This window comes from Arthrobacter sp. 10T416, from assembly GCF_056394165.1.
Genome location: NZ_JBFTHI010000003.1, coordinates 14,797 through 30,457, shown reverse-complemented (window position 1 = coordinate 30,457; position 15,661 = coordinate 14,797). Strand labels below are relative to the sequence as shown.

Below are 15,661 nucleotides of genomic sequence, written 5' to 3'. Positions count from 1 at the left end.
GCCCCCATGGGAAGCCCCGCCCGCATCGAGGTAGAGGCTGCGGGCCATGTGGGTCACGTGTTCGCCTCCCCGCGCCCGGCCGGTGAGTCTGCGGGACCCGCCGTCGTGCTCCTCCACGGCATCGGCGCCTCGCACCGCTACCTCCGCCGGCTGCACGGACTGCTGGCGCGAACGGTGGACACGTATTCGATCGACCTCCCGGGTTTCGGCGCCACCCCGCGTCCGTCGCACACCCTCAGCGTGGCCGAACACGGCACCTACATCCTCGGCGCCCTGGAACAGTTGGGTGTGCTGGAGTTCGTGGTGGTGGGCCATTCGATGGGTACCCAGTTCGCGGTCGAGGCCGCCCGGCTTCAGCCCTCGCGGATCCCGCGGCTGGTCCTGATGGGTCCCGTGGTCAATGACCGGCGCCGCAGCGTGGCCCAGCAGGCATGGGCGCTGGGCCGGGACTGTATGTTCCACGAGAGCCCGTCCTCGAACGCCCTGGTTTTCACCGACTACCTGCGCTGCGGCCTCCGCTGGTACCTCAAGAACCTGCGGGTCATGATGGACTACCGCATTGAGGAAAGGGTCGCCGGCGTAGAGGCCCCGGTCCTGGTGATGCGCGGAGCCCACGACCCCGTTGCGCCGCTGCAGTGGTGCCGCCGGCTCGCTGGCCGTGCCCCCGCCGCGCAGGTCCTCGAGATCGACGGGACCGGGCACGTTGTCCAGCACAACCGGGCCGTGGAGGTGGCCGGCGCCATCCTCGCCTTCGCCGGCGTGGCCGCCCCCGGGACAGAAGCGCCACAGGGATCCGCCGCGTGAGCACCGTGCTCAGGAACGCTGGCTGGTGGGCCCGCGACTACGCCTATGCCGTCGGCCGGCAGTTGTCAAGTGCGGTGTCCCGGGTCAGCCCCGGCGAATTCCTCAGCGGTGACCGCCGGCCGGTCGTTGTGATCCCCGGCATTTTCGAGGACTGGCGCTTTATGCTGCCCCTGATCCAGGAACTGCACGCCGCCGGCCATCCCGTGCACGTTGTGACCGTGCTGCAGCGCAACCGGCTGGAGGTCGCCAAGGCAGCCGCCCTGATCGCCCGGCACCTCCAGGAGAAGGACCTCACGGATGTCCTTATCGTGGCGCACAGCAAGGGCGGCCTGATCGGCAAGTTCGCCATGCTGTCGCTGGATCCCGAGCTGCGCATCAGCCGGATGGTGGCCGTGTGTTCGCCGTTCTCCGGTTCACGGTATGCGGCGTACCTGCTCCTGCCCAGCCTGCGGGCCCTCTCTCCGCGCAGCGCCGTCACCCTGCAGCTCTCCCGCGAGCAGGGGGTCAATGCGCGCATCACGTCCGTCTATGGACTCTTCGACCCGCACATCCCAGAGGGCAGCGAGCTCCCCGGGGCGCGGAACATCCAACTGGACACCGGCGGTCACTTCCGCATCCTCGCCCACCCGGACACCGTTAACTTGGTCCTCTCCGAAGCCGGGTCTCCGGCCCGTGACGGCGGCAATGCCGCTAGTCTGTCAGTGAACTTACCAGTGTCCGGGATGCCGGACCGACCGTAGCAAGGCTTCTGCATGACACACCCAGGACGGCCGGCCCCGCTGGCCATCGATGCCCTGCCCCACATCGCGGACGGTGTGCCGCGGGCCCTTCTGATGCGCGCGCTGGCCGCCACCTCCGAGATCTCCCTGATCACCGACGCCGCGCAGAACATCCTGCACGCCAGCAGGTCCTTCACCACCATCACCGGATACTCCGAACAGGAGATGCTGGGCAGCAACTGCCGGGTGCTCCAGGGGCCCGGCACCTCGCGCGAGGTGGTCAAGACCATCCGTGACACGCTGGCGCGGGGCGAGGAATTCCGCGGCGACATCCTGAATTACCGCAAAGACGGCTCCCCGTTCTGGAACGCCCTGAAGGTCACCCCGCTCCTGGGCGATGACGGACGCCCCACGCATTTCGTCAGCGTCCAGCGGGACGTCACCACCCGGATGGCCCTGCACGAGCAACTCCGCTTCCAGGCCACCCACGACGCCGTGACCGGCCTGCCCAACCGTGCGGCCCTGGATCCCCACCTCACCGGGGCATTGGAGGGCGACGGCGGCCCGGGAGCCAGGATCGCCGTCGGACTCCTGGACCTGGACGGCCTCCGGAACGTCAACAACGCGCTGGGCCACGACGCCGGCGACGAGGTCCTCGCCGGCTGGGCCGCCCGGTTGCAGGCCCGGCTGCTGCCGGGCGAGTTCCTGGCACGGATGGGCGGCGACGAGTTCGTCCTGGTGGTCGAGGACGTCCCCGAGGATGGCGCCCGGGAGGCCCTGGCTGATGTCCTTGAACGGCTCGGCGGCAGCGTCGAGTCAGCGTTCGACGCCGGCGGCGGCGCCGTGCGCGTCGGGATGAGCGCCGGGCTGGCGCTCTCTCCGCGGGACGGAACGGAGACCCGCGGGTTGCTCCGCAGTGCCGATACCGCCCTGAAGCTTGCCAAATCGCGGGAGAACGGACGCGGCCAGTGGTGGGAGCTGGCAGGCCCCGTTGGGTCGCGCCCGGCCGCATCCCAGGCGGCGGCCGCACCGGAGGGCGCCGGACCGGCCGCTGAACCGCGTGACCCGGGCGCCGCTCCGGGCGACGGGACGGCGGCAGCGGCGCCCGACGCCGCGACCGGCTACACCGAGCGGCTCTTCAACGGCGGACTGCGGATGTTCCTGCAGCCCGCAGTGGACCTGTCGCAGGGCGGGGTCTACCTCTTCGAGGCCCTGGCCCGGCTGCAGCTCGAGGACGGCGGCTATGTTCCGCCGGCCGCTTTCCTTCCGCACCTTGAGCCCGCCGACGTCGACCGCCTGTTCCGGCTGGGACTGGAACAGGTGCTTGCCCAGCTCGCCGAGTGGGACGCGGCCGGGTTCTCCACCAAGGTCTCCATCAACCTCGCGCCGACCACCCTGGTGGATCCCGGCTTCCCCGCTTTCGTCGAGGAAGCCCTCGCGGGCACCACATCAAACCCGCACGCCTGGTCCTGGAACTCCTCGAAACCGAGGGCGCGGAATGGGACCTGCTCAGTGAACCCCTCCGCCACCTCGTGGGGCTGGGTGTTGGCGTCGCTATGGACGATCTCGGCGCCGGTTACAGCAGCCTCAAGCGGCTTTCGATGCTGCCCTTCACTGCCGTCAAGATAGACCGGGACATGCTGACCGGGCTGCGGAGCACGCCGCTGGAATCATTGAGCCTGATCGCCACCCTGGTGCAGGTAGGCCGGGACTTCGATATGACGGTCGTGGCCGAAGGTCTCGAGGACCGCGGCATGACAGAGGCTGTCACCATGCTCGGCGCCCAGTTCGGCCAGGGCTACCACCTGGGCCGGCCCATGCCGGCGGCGGAGGTTCCGGCCTGGGCCGCGGGGTTCGGGGGAGGACCCGGCACCCGCGGGATCCGGACAGCCCTCGGTGCGCTGGCGTTCCACTGGAGGTTCCTGCGCCTCGGTTCCCCGCACCCGCACACCGTTCAGGACTGCCCGCTCAGCGGCTACCTCGACTACCGCGGCGCCGCACAGGGCGACGTTGGCCGCTGGCACGCCCAGCAACACAGCGCCCAGACCAGCTCCGGTGCCAGCCGTATGATTGTCGACTGGCTCATCCGCGAAATCCGCGCCGAAGCCGACGCCGACGGCCAGGACAGCTAGCCCTCGAAGTGCGTCCGTGCCGGGCCCTGGCCCAGGGCGTCAACAATGCCCGCAGCAACTGTGTGCAGCTTGACGTTCCGGGCGCTCGAGGCCGCCTTCAGCAGCTCAAAGGCCTCGTCCTGGCTGCAGCGGTTCTGCGCCATGATGATTCCGATTGCGACGTCGATGCCGGTGCGGGTTTCCAGCGTGGCCTTCAGGTCGTCCGCCGTGTCACTGAACTGGGCGAAACGCACCGCCAGCTGCAACGCCATGGTGGTCTGGGTCACGAAGGCACTCGCCAGCGCACGGGCCCGGTCATCGAAGCGGTTCGGCCGGTGGGAGTAGAAGTTCATCGCCGCCCGGGTGTCACCGTCCAGCTCGAACGGCACAGCCAGGATGGAGCGCATACCGTGCTCACGGACCATCGCGGCGCACTGCGGCCAGCGTTCGTCCGTGTCCAGATCGGGGATGTACACCGTCTTCTGTTCGCGGGAGGCCGTGATGCAGGGCCCGTCGCCGAAGCCGTACTGGACTTCGTCCATGGCCTGCGCCGCGGCGCTGCTGCTGGCCACCGTGGCGGCCTTGCGCTGCCGCAGCAGGGTGATCCCGCACAGGATCTCGTCATCGGGTTCAGAGAGACTGAGCGCCGAGACCCGGGCTAACTCGCTGAGGAACGCCTCGACGTCGGCGCTGTTCAGCACCAGCTGATGCAGGTGCTGGTCGATCGATGTTGCAGTTGACTCGCTTGCCACTATTCCTTGATGCCGTTTCGCTCGAATCGAATCGAACCGGCCAGGTGCATCGCAACCACTGTGGAAGTCAGTAGCGGTGGTAGCGGGGGCAGGAGCCGGATCGAAGAACTATCCAACGGCCCTCTGCTAAACCGTACCGGGGAAATTATATACAGGACTTTCCGGTGAAAATGCCCCGGTCCCTGCCCGGTCCCTGCCCGGTCCGTGACCGCACCGCCGCGCCGCGGGGGACCCGTCAGCCCGCCGGTCACACCCCTATGACTCCCCCTGCTCCGGACGTAGTCTTAGCGTTATCCCGAGGGATCCGGAAAGAATCTATATGCCGCAGCTTGCAACGTGGGAGTCGTCCTCCCCGACCCTGACCATCGCCGACGCCGCCCAGAGGGGACCGGACACGGTGCTCGCCCGGCTGGGGTCGGCCCCCGGCGGCCTGTCCGAAACCGTTGCCCGGGAGCGGCTCGATGAACTCGGACCCAATGCGGTCCGGACCCACCAGGCCAGCGGATGGTCCGTGCTGGGCCGGCAGTTCCGCAGCCCCATCCTGATCCTGCTGCTTATCACCGCCGGGCTGTCGCTCTTCCTGGGCGACGCGACCAACTCCGTCGTGATCGGCGTGATCCTGTTCGTCAGCGTGGGCCTGGGCTTCAGCAACGAGTTCCGCGCCGAACGGGCGGCGGAGGCGCTGCATTCCCGGGTGACGCACACCGCCGTCGTCCTCCGCGACGGGACCGCCCGGGAACTGGCGGTAACCGCCCTGGTGCCGGGCGACGTCGTGCAGCTTGGCCTGGGTGCCGTCATCCCCGCCGACCTCCGCCTGCTGACGGCGAAGGACCTGCTCTGCGACGAAAGCATCCTGACCGGGGAGTCGCTGCCGTCGGCCAAGGATCCGGCTCCCGTGGCCGGCGGGGCCGCGCTGGGTGACCTGACGTCCTGCCTCTTTATGGGCACCGTGGTGCAGTCCGGCAGCTGCACGGGAGTGGTGGTGGCGACCGGCAGCCGGGCCGAGTTCGGCAGGATCGCCCTCGGCCTGGGGGCGCGGCAGCCGCAGACCGAGTTCCAGCTGGGCCTCAAGCGGTTCTCCTACCTGCTCCTGCAGGTGGCCGTCGGGCTGACCTCACTCATTTTCATCGCCAACCTGCTGCTGCAGCGCCCGGTCATCGAGTCACTGCTGTTCTCCCTCGCCATCGCCGTAGGAATCACCCCGCAACTGCTGCCCGCCGTCGTCAGCACCAGCCTGGCCACGGGCACCCGGCGGCTGGCCAAACGCAAAGTGCTGGTCAAACGCCTGGTCTGCATCGAGGACCTCGGGGATATGGACATCCTCGTCACGGATAAGACCGGTACCCTCACGGAGGGCCGGATCAGCTTCACGGCTGCGTTGCCGGTGCAGGCCGGGCTGTCCGCCGGCGGCCTGCTAACCCTCGGGCTGCTCGCCACCCAGTCGGACTACGCCGAGGCTCAGCGGTCCGCCGTGGGCCAGAACTCCCTGGACGCCGCCCTGTGGGAGGCCCCGGACGCGGCGGCGTTCGACCCCTCGAAGTACGAACGGCTCGATGTTATCGACTTTGACCACCTGCGGCGGCGCACCAGTGTGCTGGTACGGGACGCGGGCGGTCCCTCCCGGATCATCACCAAGGGCTCGCCGGAGGACGTGCTGGCCCTGTGTGACTTGGTGCCCCGGCCGGTGCAGGACCTGCTCGATGAACAGTTCGACGCCGGTTCCCGCGTGGTGGCGGTGGCCACCCGGCCGGCTCCCGGGATGACGGACCTGGTGCCCGCAGACGAGAAGAACCTGATGCTTGCCGGGTTCCTGGTGTTCCTCGACCGGCCCAAACCCAACGCGCGCGAGTCCCTGGACCGGCTGGAGGCGCTGGGTATCACGGTTAAGGTCGCCACCGGGGACAACGCGAAAGTGGCCGAAAAGGTCTGCCAGGAACTTGGTGTTCTCTCCGGCCGCACTGTTACCGGCGCGGAAGCCGAGGCCATGTCAGACCCGGACCTTAGCGCGGCCGCCCGGGAGGCGAGCATTTTCGCCCGGGTCTCGCCGGAACAGAAGGCCCGGATCATCCGCCTGCTGCGCCAGAGCGGCGGCGCCGTCGGGTTCATGGGTGACGGAGTCAATGACGCGCTCGCCCTCCACCAGGCCGACATCGGCATCTCCGTGGACAGCGCCACCGACGTCGCCAAAGACGCGGCGGACGTTGTGCTGCTGGATAAAGACCTCGGGGTGCTGGCCGATGGCGTAATGGAGGGCCGCCGGATCTTCGCGAACACCATCAAATACGTGCTGATGGGCACCTCAAGCAATTTCGGTAACATGTTCAGCGCCGCGACGGCGTCCGTGGTGCTGAGCTTCCTGCCGATGCTGCCCGGGCAGATCCTGCTCAACAACCTGCTGTACGACTCCGGCCAGCTCGCCATCCCCGGTGACCGGGTGGACAGGGACCAACTGCTGGCGCCCGCGCACTGGAACATTGCCTTCATCCGGCGCTTTATGTTCCTCTTTGGCCCCATCAGCTCGGTGTTCGACTTCGCCACGTTCGCCCTGATGCTCTTCGTCTTCAACGCCGTCCCCGGGGAATTCCGGGCCGGCTGGTTCATCGAGTCGATCGCCACGCAGACGCTGATCATTTTCGCGATCCGGACCCGGCGGGTGCCGTTCCTCCGCAGCCGCCCGTCTGCCGGGCTGCTATGCGCCGCCCTAGGGGTCGTGGCGCTGGGCATTTACCTCCCGCTGTCCCCGCTGTCCGGGATTTTGGGGTTCGACTCCCTGCCCGTCCCGTTCTTCCTGGCACTGCTGGGCATGACCGTGGTGTATCTGGTGCTGGTTGAGTTCGCCAAGCAATGGTTTTTCTCCCGGGCCGCCCAACAGCCGCCCGGCCCGGCCCTCCCGCGGGTCCGGCGCCGCGGACCGGACCATCATGTTGCCCGGCGCGCGGCGCGGTTCAGCACCCCGGACCAGGCCGTGCTCCGCTCCCGGCGATCCCCGTTGGCACCGCGCCGGGGACGGCCCGGCGGGTCCCGGCGAAACCGGGTACAAGGGCCCTCACATCCCCGGAACACCTGACGGATAGTGGAGAAAACGGCCACTTGGTCCGGTGCCCGGCCCGCGGAGCGCAGGGCCCGAAGTGCCCGGAGGCCGGCGCCCGATTGGAAAGCCAAGGCAATGAGCATTTTTGAAGACAGGGTGGACGCCGGGCGGCAACTGGGGCGGCGCCTGTCGGACCTGCGGGGCAAGGACATTGTGGTGCTTGGTCTTCCCCGCGGCGGCGTGCCGGTGGCCTTCGAAGTGGCCGCGGCCCTGGACGCTCCGCTGGACGTGATCGTGGTGCGCAAACTCGGGCTGCCGTACCAGCCGGAGCTCGCCATGGGCGCGATCGGCGAGGGTGGCGCCCGGGTCCTGGAGGAGCACGTACTGGCCCAGGCCCGGGTAGGCGAGCAGGAGCTGCAGGGCGTCGAGGCCCGCGAGCGGGCGGTGCTGGAGAACCGGGTGGCGCGGTTCCGGAAAGGCCGCGTCCGGCAGGACCTGACCGGGCGCATCGCGGTGATCGTCGACGACGGCATCGCCACCGGGTCCACCGCCCGGGTCGCTTGCCGGATCGCCCGCAAACTGGGCGCCGCAAGGGTGGTCCTGGCTGTGCCGGTCGCGCCGGCCGACACCCTGGCGGACCTGCGCGAACCCGACGAGGTGGTCTGCCTCGCCACGCCCCGGCAGTTCTCCGCCGTCGGCTACCACTACCGGGATTTCTCCCCGACCGACGACGACGAGGTGATCCAGCTCCTGGACGCCGCTGCGCGCCGGATGAACGACGCGCCACGGGCCCCCGTGCCGGCGGCCGCGTCCGGGGAACCGGTGGAATCCGATGAAGAGGTGGAAATCCCGTCCCGGGGGGTCCGGCTCCAGGGCCAGCTGCACCTGCCGGTCCCGGCCACGGCGGTGGTGGTTTTCGCCCACGGGAGCGGCAGCAGCCGGCACAGTCCCCGGAACCGTTTTGTGGCCAGCGTCCTGCAGCGGGCCGGGCTGGGCACCTTGCTGCTGGACCTGCTGACGCCGGGGGAGGAGCGGAACCGCGCCAACGTCTTCGACATCGAACTGCTCGCGCGCCGGCTCTCCTCCGCCACTGACTGGCTGGCCACCCGGGACGACACGGCAGCCTGCGTCGTCGGGTATTTCGGGGCGAGCACCGGGGCCGGGGCCGCGCTGTGGTCCGCGTCCGAACCCTCAGCCCGGGTGGCCGCCGTGGTCTCCCGCGGCGGCCGTCCCGACCTCGCCGGGCCGCGGCTGTCCGCCGTCCGGGCGCCGACCCTCCTGATTGTGGGCAGCTTCGACTATGAGGTGCTGGAGCTTAACCGGAAGGCCAAGGCCATGATGCGCTGCCCCAGCCAGCTCGCCGTGGTGCAGGGCGCCACGCATCTGTTCGAGGAGCCCGGAACGCTGGCCGCAGCCGCCATCCTGGCCCGAGACTGGTTTGTCCGGCAGTTACTCCCGGCGGCTTAGCCTGCGCCCTGGCCGACCACCAGCACGGGGCACTGGGCATGCGCGGCGCAGGCGCCGCTGACCGAGCCCATCACCTGCGCAAGGAAACCGCCCCGGCCGCGCCGCCCCACCACCAAAAGCTGCGCGTCCCTGCTCTCCTCGATCAGGACCTTGGCCGGCGCACCAAACTTGACCTGCCGGGTGAGCTGCTCAGGTCGGGCATCGCCGAAGGCCCGCTCCAGCGACTCCTCCACCAGGCGCGTGGCCGTCTCCTCCAGCTCGCCTGCAGACGCGGTGCGCTCCTCCGGAAGATGGGAAGCGAGGAAGAAGTCCGAGGTGCCAAGGCACGTGATGACCTCCAGCGGGGCATTCAGGCTGGCGGCCATGCGCCCGGCGAGCCGGAGCGCCTTTGTTGAAAACTCGGAGCCGTCCACGCCCACGACGATCCGCTGGTCTGCGCTCATGGCCCCCACCCTGCCCGGTGTCCCCGGGGAGTGCCTAGGGCCAAAGGTCACCGCGGGCCGGCGGCCGGCCGGCCCTGCCTGCATCCCCGGCCCGCCGGCCCTGCCTGCATCCCCGGCCCGCCGCGCCGGGGGTGCACGGGGCCGGACTCCGTTCTAGGGTGGAGGCACGGCAGCCGTCCCCAGCACCGAGGAGATCCTGATGAGAATTGCAGTGACCGGAGGAAGCGGAAAGCTCGGCAAGAGCGTCGTCCGCAGGCTCGTCGACGATGGCCATGAGGTCACCAACCTGGACCAGTCCGGGGACCGCTCACCGGGCTTCACCCGGGTGGACCTGCGCAACTACGGGCAGGTGGTGGACGTGATCCTTGGCCTGGACGACCGGCACCAGGGCTTCGACGCCATTGTGCACCTCGCGGCGATCCCCGCCCCGGGGCTCGCCCCGGACGCCGCGACGTTCGAGAACAACATGCAGGCGACCTACAACGTGTTCCAGGCCGCCCGCCGTGCCGGGATCAAGAAGATCGTCTACGCCTCCAGCGAGACGGTCCTGGGACTGCCATTCGACGTCGACCCTCCCTACATCCCGGTGGACGAGGAATACCAGGCCCGGCCGGAAAGTACCTACTCCCTGGTCAAACACCTCGAGGAGCAGATGGCGATCCAACTCACCCGCTGGGACCCCACCCTGAGCATCAGCGCCCTGCGGTTTTCCAATGTGATGGACCCGGAAGACTACGAGGAGTTCCCCTCGTTCGACGCCGACGCGCGGCTGCGCAAGTGGAACCTCTGGGGCTACATCGACGGCCGCGACGGCGCCCAGGCGGTGGCCCGTGCGCTGGAGCACGGCGCTCCGGGGTTTGAGGCGTTTATCATCGCCAACGCGGACACGGTGATGGGCCGGTCCAGTGCCGAGCTCGCGGCCGAAGTGTTTCCCCGCGTCAAGGTGGTCAAGGACCTCGGAGAGCACGAGACGATGCTCTCGATCGACAAGGCCAAACGGCTCCTGGGATTCGCTCCGGAGCACAGCTGGCGGACCTACCATTCGAACCGGACGACGCCGACCGAGGACTGACGTCCCGTCCACCACCGACCTGCCACCATCCACCTGCCACTGAGGAGTTCCATGCAATACCGCACCCTGGGCAACAGCGGAGCCGTTGTTTCCAACTACGCGCTGGGCACCATGACCTTCGGCGCCGAAGCCACCGAGGAACAGTCCCACGCCATCCTGGACACGTACTTCGAGGCCGGCGGCAACTTCATCGACACCGCCGACGTCTACAGTTCGGGGGTCTCGGAGGAGATCATCGGCCGCTGGCTGGCGGACAGGACGGAGTTCCGGGACAGGGCCGTGGTGGCCACCAAGGGCCGCTTCCCGATGGGGCAGGCCCCTAACGACGTCGGCACCTCGCGCCGGCACCTGGTCCGGGCCCTGGATGACTCGCTGCGCCGCCTCGGCGTCGAGCAGATCGACCTGTACCAGCTGCACGCGTGGGATCCGGTCACGCCCCTGGAGGAGACACTCCGGTTCCTGCATGACGCGGTGACCAGCGGCAAGATTGCCTATTACGGTTTCTCCAACTTCCTGGGCTGGCAGCTGACCAAGGCCGTCCACGTGGCTAAGTCCCACGGCTGGAGCGCCCCGGTAACGCTGCAGCCGCAGTACAGCCTGCTGGTCCGCGAGATCGAATCCGAGATCGTCCCGGCCTCGCTCGATGCCGGGATCGGCCTGCTGCCGTGGTCGCCGCTGGGCGGCGGCTGGCTCTCCGGCAAGTACAAGCGCGACCAGCCGCCGGCCGGGGCCACCAGGCTGGGCGAGAACCCCAAACGCGGCATGGAGGCCTGGGAGGCCCGCAACGCGGACCCGCAAACCTGGGAGGTCCTGGCCGAAGTGCAGGAAACCGCGGAACGGCACGGCGTCAGCGCCTCCCAAGTGGCACTCGCGTGGCTGGCGGACCGGCCTGCGGTCACGTCGGTGATCCTGGGCGCACGGACCACCAGCCAGCTCACGGACAACCTGGCCGCCGCCGATCTCCGGCTCACCCCGGAGGAGACGCAGCGGTTGACCGACGCCAGCCAGCCGCGCGTCGGCGTTTATCCGTACGGCCCGATGGCCCAGGAGCAGCGCAGCCGGAAGCTGGAGGGCGGCCGGTAACAGCGCCGCGGGGTCGGTGCGGGGCCAGGCCGCGGGTCTGAGCTGCGCCGGCCCCGGACCGGAGTTACTGGGACGGGGCGGTGCCCTGGTGGCTGGACCAGATGTCGCCGATTTCCTCGGTGGACTGCTCCGCGATCCGGCGCATTGCCTCGTGGGCCCGGTCCATCTCGCCGCGCTGGATGGCGCTGGCGACGTCCACGTGCAGCTGGAGCGCCTCGTGCTGCGGCAGCTGCGGCATCAGGCCGTGCTCGGTACGGCCCGTGAGGACCTCGGCAACGAGGTTGTGCAGTTGGGAAAACATGGGGTTGCCCGAGGCCCGCAGCACGGAGGCATGGAATTCGATGTCCAGCCGCAGGAACTCGTCCTGGTCGCCGCGCTGGCCCGCTGCCCAGAGCCGTGCGGCCTGAGCGACGAGGTCGCTGCCGGTATCCCAGGAGGCGCGTTCGGCGGCAAGCCGGGCGGCCTGTGGTTCGACGGCGCCGCGGAGTTCGTTGAGCGCCCGCAGCTGGTCCACCCGGCGGGAGGACGCCAGCCGCCAGCGGATCACCTGCGGGTCATAGAGGTTCCAGGACTCTTCCGGCCGCACCACCGTGCCCAGCCGGCGCCGTGATTCCAGCATTCCCATGGACGACAGGACGCGGGTTGCTTCCCGGACCACGGACCGCGAAACACTGTGCTGCGCCTCAAGCTCGTCCAGCCGCAGAATCGAGTGCGGCGCCAGGGTCCCCTCGGCAATGGCGAGCCCCAGGCTCTGGACGAGCACTGAGTGCAGGTCTGCTGAAGACTCCGCCTTTGGGGTTTGCATAAATAAATCATACGGGTGAGCGCAAGGGGTTGTTTAAGTCTGCTTTATTTATCTAAGATCGCTCCAGAGCAGATGTAAAGATGCATCCGCGGGCGGCTGGACGTTGATCCGGCCCTGAAGACAAGGGAGTCGTAATGAAGCGACGTTCAATTGTGAAGTACGCGGCCGTAGCCGCCGCGCTCTCACTCGGGCTGACCGCCTGCGGTGGTGGCGGCGGCGACGCCAAGGCCGCCGGCACCGTCCGGGTCACCCTGGCCAACCACGTGTGGACTGAAGGTATCAAGGCAGCCATCCCCGAGTTCGAGAAGGCCACCGGCCTCAAGGTAGAGCTCACCCAGCTGGGCGAGGACCAGCTCTCGGACCAGTACAACGTCAAGCTCAACGCCGGCAGCGACGAAATCGACGTCATGATGTACCGCCCGCTCCAGGAAGGTAAAGCGTTCGCTAAGAACGGCTACCTCGCCGACCTGACGTCCAAGGTCTCCTCCGACGCCAACTGGGACTGGAAGGACTACCAGGAGGGCCCCGTCAAGGCCACCACCGCGGACGGCAAGGTTGTCGGCGTCCCGATCATCACCGAGCGCGAAGTGCTCTACTACCGCAAGGACCTGCTGCAGGCCGCCGGAGTCCAGGTCCCCAAGACCATGGAAGAGCTCGAAGCCGCAGCCAAGAAGATCGCCGCCGCCAACCCGGACACCGCCGGCTTCGTAGCGCGCACCGGCAAGTCCGCCGCCGTGACCCAGTTCTCCAGCTTCCTCTACAGCTTCGGCGGTGACTTCACCGACGCCCAGGGCAAGTCCGCCGTGAACAGCGACGCGGCCAAGAAGGCGTACGCCTACTACGGCGGCCTGATCAAGAACTACGGCCCCAAGAACGTCAGCACCGACATGAGCTGGCCCGAGGCGATGGCCATCTTCACCCAGGGCAAGGCCGCTTTCTACACCGAAGCCGACTCGCTCTACAAGAACGCCACCGACCCGGCCAAGTCCAAGGTCTCGGACAAGGTCGGCTTCGCTGCCCTGCCCGCCGGCCCCGCCGGTTCCAAGCCGTACAACATCCCGTCGTGGGCCCTCGGCGTCAACCAGGCCTCGGGCAACCAGGACAACGCCTGGAAGTTCATCCAGTGGGCCACCAGCAAGGAACGCACGCTGGCGGCACAGAAGGCCGGCGTCCCCGGCCCGCGTGCCTCCGTCTGGGCCGACCCGGCCGGAACGTCCACCTACCCGAAGGACCTGGCCGAGGCCATCGCCGCCAGTGCCAAGGTTGGCGTGGGCCACGACCGTCCGCTCGTCATCACCGTCGGCAAGGCCCGCGAGATCGTCGGCGGCCCGATCGTAGCCACCATCACCGGCTCCGATGCCTCCGCAGCGGCTGACACGGCCAACGACGCCTTCCAGAAGTTCCTGGACAGCGAAAAGAAGTAGCGCCCCGGCGCACCCTGCTTCACGCACCACGCCCGGCGGGGCGGCTGCCCAAGCCGCCGCCCCGCCGGGCCACGCTCTTCACTTCACCCCCAACTCCTTAGGTGAACCATGTCTGTACTGAACACCTCCCGCGGCACCACCAGCGGCGCGAAGCGCGGCGCGGCGCCTACCCCGGGCCCCCGCGAGAACTTCTCCGCCTGGGCCAACCGGCACCGCAAGTGGCTTTTCGCCGCGCCGGCCATGATCTTCGTGGGCGTCCTGATCGTCTTCCCGCTCGCCTGGACGCTCTACCTGAGCCTCACCGACTCGCAGGGTTCGGTCCGCGCCGCCACCGAGTTCATCGGCCTGGAGAACTATCTGACGGTACTCTCCGACGTCGAACGGTTCTGGCCCGCCGTCGGACGTACCCTGTCCTTCACCGGCGTCGCCCTGGTGTGCGAGGTTGTTCTGGGCATGGGCATCGCCCTGCTGCTCTGGCGCCCGTTCCGCGGTGAAAAGTGGGTCCGCGTGGCCATCCTGCTGCCGCTCGTCGCCACCCCCGTGGCCGTCGGCATGATGTGGCGGCTGATCTTCGACCCCAACATCGGCTTCGTCAACCAGCTCCTGGGCATGATCGGCATCCCGCCGCAGCCGTGGCTCTCCGGCCAGGACACCGCGCTGGGCACCACCATCTTTATGGACATCTGGCAGTGGACCCCCATGGTGGTGCTGATCCTCCTCGCCGGCCTGACCTCGCTCTCCGAAGAGCCGGACGAGGCCGCACGGATGGACGGCGCCAACGCGTTCCAGCGCTTCTTTTTCGTCACCCTGCCGCTGATGATGCCGACCGTGATCGTCGCCATCCTGCTCCGGGGCATCGACGCCCTGAAGACCTTCGACATCCTCTACGCCACCAAGGGCAAGGGCGGCGGATCCTTCCACGAGGTGGAAACGCTCAACGTCTACGCCTACGGCCTGAGCTTCGACTACAACCAGTACGGGCTCTCCTCCGCGGTGCTGATCCTGTTCTTCATGATCATCATCGGCACCATGTGGCTGCTGACCATGCGCAAGAAAGCGGTAAGCAAATGACCGTCCTGACCCAATCCCAGACCTCCGGGACCCGTCCCGCCCCGGCCCCGCGCCGCCGCAAGCCGCTGGGCACCCGCGCCTACAAAGTGTTCCGGGTGGTTGCCCTGGTGGCCGTGGTGCTGTTCCTGGTCGCGCCGCTGTTCTGGATGCTGCTGGCCTCGTTCAAGACCAACGTGGACATCTACGACACCGCCAAATCGTTCCTCTTCACCCCCACGGGCGAGAACTACGCCAACGTGCTGCAGCGGAACAACTACTTCATCTTCATCTTCAACAGCTTCTGGGTGGCCTTTGTCTCCACCGCGCTGTCACTGGTCCTCGGCGTCCCGGCCGCGTACGCGATGAGCCGCTTCACCATGCATCGTTCGGCTTTGGTGGTCCTGATGGCCCGCGTCATCCCCGGCGTATCCCTGCTGGTGCCCTGGTACTACGTCTTCTCCAACCTGAAAATGGTGGGCGGCTTCGAGGTGCTGATCCTCAGCCACATGTTCGTCGCGCTCCCGCTGATCGTCTACATCATGATGAGCTACTTCGATTCGCTGCCGCTCGAGCTGGAGGAATCGGCCCAGGTGGACGGCCTGACTCCCATCGGCGCCTTCCGCCGCATCACGCTGCCGCTCTCCGTCTCCGGGATCGCCACGGCAGGGATCCTGTCCTTCATCTTCTCGTGGAACAACTTCATGTTCGCCCTGGTGCTCTCCGGCTCCAAAACCAAGACCCTGCCGGTGGCCATTTTCGACTTCGTCTCCTACGCCAGCATCGACTGGGGCGGACTGATGGCGGCGGCCACCGTGGTCACCATCCCGATCATGATCATTGCGCTCTTCACGCAGAAGTACATCGTCTCCGGCCTCACCGCCGGGGCGACCAAGGGCTAGG

General features: G+C 68.3%; 12 protein-coding genes and 1 pseudogene. 10 read left to right on the top strand and 3 right to left on the bottom strand.

The window, feature by feature from the left end:
- The first annotated feature begins 6 nt into the window (after positions 1–6).
- The 3 genes and pseudogenes from AC1DBE_RS05305 (at position 7) to AC1DBE_RS05295 (ending at position 3,655) form a co-directional block, all read left to right on the top strand.
- The gene (locus AC1DBE_RS05305; RefSeq protein WP_476969829.1) at positions 7–804 is read left to right on the top strand and encodes an alpha/beta fold hydrolase; all 798 of its coding nucleotides are present in this window, start codon (positions 7–9) and stop codon (positions 802–804) included.
- Positions 801–1,544, top strand: a complete 744-nt coding sequence (locus AC1DBE_RS05300) for an esterase/lipase family protein (protein WP_476969828.1) — start codon at positions 801–803, stop codon at positions 1,542–1,544. Before AC1DBE_RS05305 ends, AC1DBE_RS05300 begins: the two co-directional genes overlap by 4 nt.
- Positions 1,545–1,556: 12 nt before the next feature.
- Positions 1,557–3,655: pseudogene (locus AC1DBE_RS05295) on the top strand (putative bifunctional diguanylate cyclase/phosphodiesterase).
- On the opposite strand, the gene AC1DBE_RS05290 reads toward AC1DBE_RS05295, so the two are convergent.
- Positions 3,652–4,386 carry a GAF and ANTAR domain-containing protein gene (locus AC1DBE_RS05290; RefSeq protein WP_476969827.1) on the bottom strand — a complete coding sequence of 245 codons (735 nt, stop codon included), beginning with the start codon at positions 4,384–4,386 and terminating at the stop codon, positions 3,652–3,654. The pseudogene AC1DBE_RS05295 and the gene AC1DBE_RS05290 overlap by 4 nt on opposite strands.
- Positions 4,387–4,705: 319 nt before the next feature.
- Here AC1DBE_RS05290 and mgtA point away from each other — a divergent pair, with 319 nt between their 5' ends.
- Positions 4,706–7,453 carry a magnesium-translocating P-type ATPase gene (mgtA, locus tag AC1DBE_RS05285; protein WP_476969826.1) on the top strand — a complete coding sequence of 916 codons (2,748 nt, stop codon included), beginning with the start codon at positions 4,706–4,708 and terminating at the stop codon, positions 7,451–7,453.
- A gap of 99 nt (positions 7,454–7,552) precedes the next feature.
- Positions 7,553–8,884, top strand: a complete 1,332-nt coding sequence (locus tag AC1DBE_RS05280; protein ID WP_476969825.1) for a phosphoribosyltransferase family protein — start codon at positions 7,553–7,555, stop codon at positions 8,882–8,884.
- Here AC1DBE_RS05280 and AC1DBE_RS05275 read toward each other — a convergent pair.
- Positions 8,881–9,327 (bottom strand): universal stress protein, encoded by a 447-nt coding sequence (locus AC1DBE_RS05275; protein WP_476969824.1) that lies wholly within the window; start codon positions 9,325–9,327, stop codon positions 8,881–8,883. The two genes, AC1DBE_RS05280 and AC1DBE_RS05275, sit on opposite strands and share 4 nt — an antisense overlap.
- Before the next feature lie 199 nt (positions 9,328–9,526).
- Here AC1DBE_RS05275 and AC1DBE_RS05270 point away from each other — a divergent pair, with 199 nt between their 5' ends.
- Positions 9,527–10,399: an NAD-dependent epimerase/dehydratase family protein gene (locus AC1DBE_RS05270; RefSeq protein WP_476879650.1), complete on the top strand. Its 873-nt coding sequence runs from the start codon at positions 9,527–9,529 to the stop codon at positions 10,397–10,399.
- A 51-nt stretch (positions 10,400–10,450) separates the two neighbouring features.
- Positions 10,451–11,482, top strand: coding sequence for an aldo/keto reductase (locus AC1DBE_RS05265; protein ID WP_476969823.1), 1,032 nt, complete (start codon positions 10,451–10,453; stop codon positions 11,480–11,482).
- Positions 11,483–11,546: 64 nt separating this feature from the next.
- Here the strand turns inward: AC1DBE_RS05265 and AC1DBE_RS05260 are convergent, their stop codons facing one another.
- Entirely contained in the window at positions 11,547–12,287 is a 741-nt protein-coding gene (locus tag AC1DBE_RS05260; protein ID WP_476879718.1) for a FadR/GntR family transcriptional regulator, read from the bottom strand.
- 134 nt (positions 12,288–12,421) lie between these two features.
- On the opposite strand from AC1DBE_RS05260, the gene AC1DBE_RS05255 reads away from it, so the two are divergent.
- From AC1DBE_RS05255 to AC1DBE_RS05245, 3 genes are all read left to right on the top strand, one after another.
- The gene (locus tag AC1DBE_RS05255) at positions 12,422–13,711 is read left to right on the top strand and encodes an ABC transporter substrate-binding protein (RefSeq protein ID WP_476969822.1); all 1,290 of its coding nucleotides are present in this window, start codon (positions 12,422–12,424) and stop codon (positions 13,709–13,711) included.
- Between the two features lie 108 nt (positions 13,712–13,819).
- The gene (locus tag AC1DBE_RS05250) at positions 13,820–14,782 is read left to right on the top strand and encodes a carbohydrate ABC transporter permease (protein WP_476969821.1); all 963 of its coding nucleotides are present in this window, start codon (positions 13,820–13,822) and stop codon (positions 14,780–14,782) included.
- Complete coding sequence (locus tag AC1DBE_RS05245) at positions 14,779–15,660, top strand: carbohydrate ABC transporter permease (RefSeq protein ID WP_476969820.1); 882 nt, start codon at positions 14,779–14,781, stop codon at positions 15,658–15,660. The genes AC1DBE_RS05250 and AC1DBE_RS05245 overlap by 4 nt, the downstream gene beginning before the upstream one ends.
- The last annotated feature ends 1 nt before the right edge of the window (position 15,661 follow it).

What these genes read in the sequence shown, in the direction of transcription:
- AC1DBE_RS05305 (WP_476969829.1), top strand. Translation starts at nt 7, where the DNA reads ATGGGAAGCCCCGCCCGCATCGAGGTAGAGGCTGCGGGCCATGTGGGT.
- mgtA (WP_476969826.1), top strand. Translation starts at nt 4,706, where the DNA reads ATGCCGCAGCTTGCAACGTGGGAGTCGTCCTCCCCGACCCTGACCATC.
- AC1DBE_RS05280 (WP_476969825.1), top strand. Translation starts at nt 7,553, where the DNA reads ATGAGCATTTTTGAAGACAGGGTGGACGCCGGGCGGCAACTGGGGCGG.
- AC1DBE_RS05275 (WP_476969824.1), bottom strand. Translation starts at nt 9,327, where the DNA reads ATGAGCGCAGACCAGCGGATCGTCGTGGGCGTGGACGGCTCCGAGTTT.
- AC1DBE_RS05270 (WP_476879650.1), top strand. Translation starts at nt 9,527, where the DNA reads ATGAGAATTGCAGTGACCGGAGGAAGCGGAAAGCTCGGCAAGAGCGTC.
- AC1DBE_RS05265 (WP_476969823.1), top strand. Translation starts at nt 10,451, where the DNA reads ATGCAATACCGCACCCTGGGCAACAGCGGAGCCGTTGTTTCCAACTAC.
- AC1DBE_RS05260 (WP_476879718.1), bottom strand. Translation starts at nt 12,287, where the DNA reads ATGCAAACCCCAAAGGCGGAGTCTTCAGCAGACCTGCACTCAGTGCTC.
- AC1DBE_RS05255 (WP_476969822.1), top strand. Translation starts at nt 12,422, where the DNA reads ATGAAGCGACGTTCAATTGTGAAGTACGCGGCCGTAGCCGCCGCGCTC.
- AC1DBE_RS05250 (WP_476969821.1), top strand. Translation starts at nt 13,820, where the DNA reads ATGTCTGTACTGAACACCTCCCGCGGCACCACCAGCGGCGCGAAGCGC.
- AC1DBE_RS05245 (WP_476969820.1), top strand. Translation starts at nt 14,779, where the DNA reads ATGACCGTCCTGACCCAATCCCAGACCTCCGGGACCCGTCCCGCCCCG.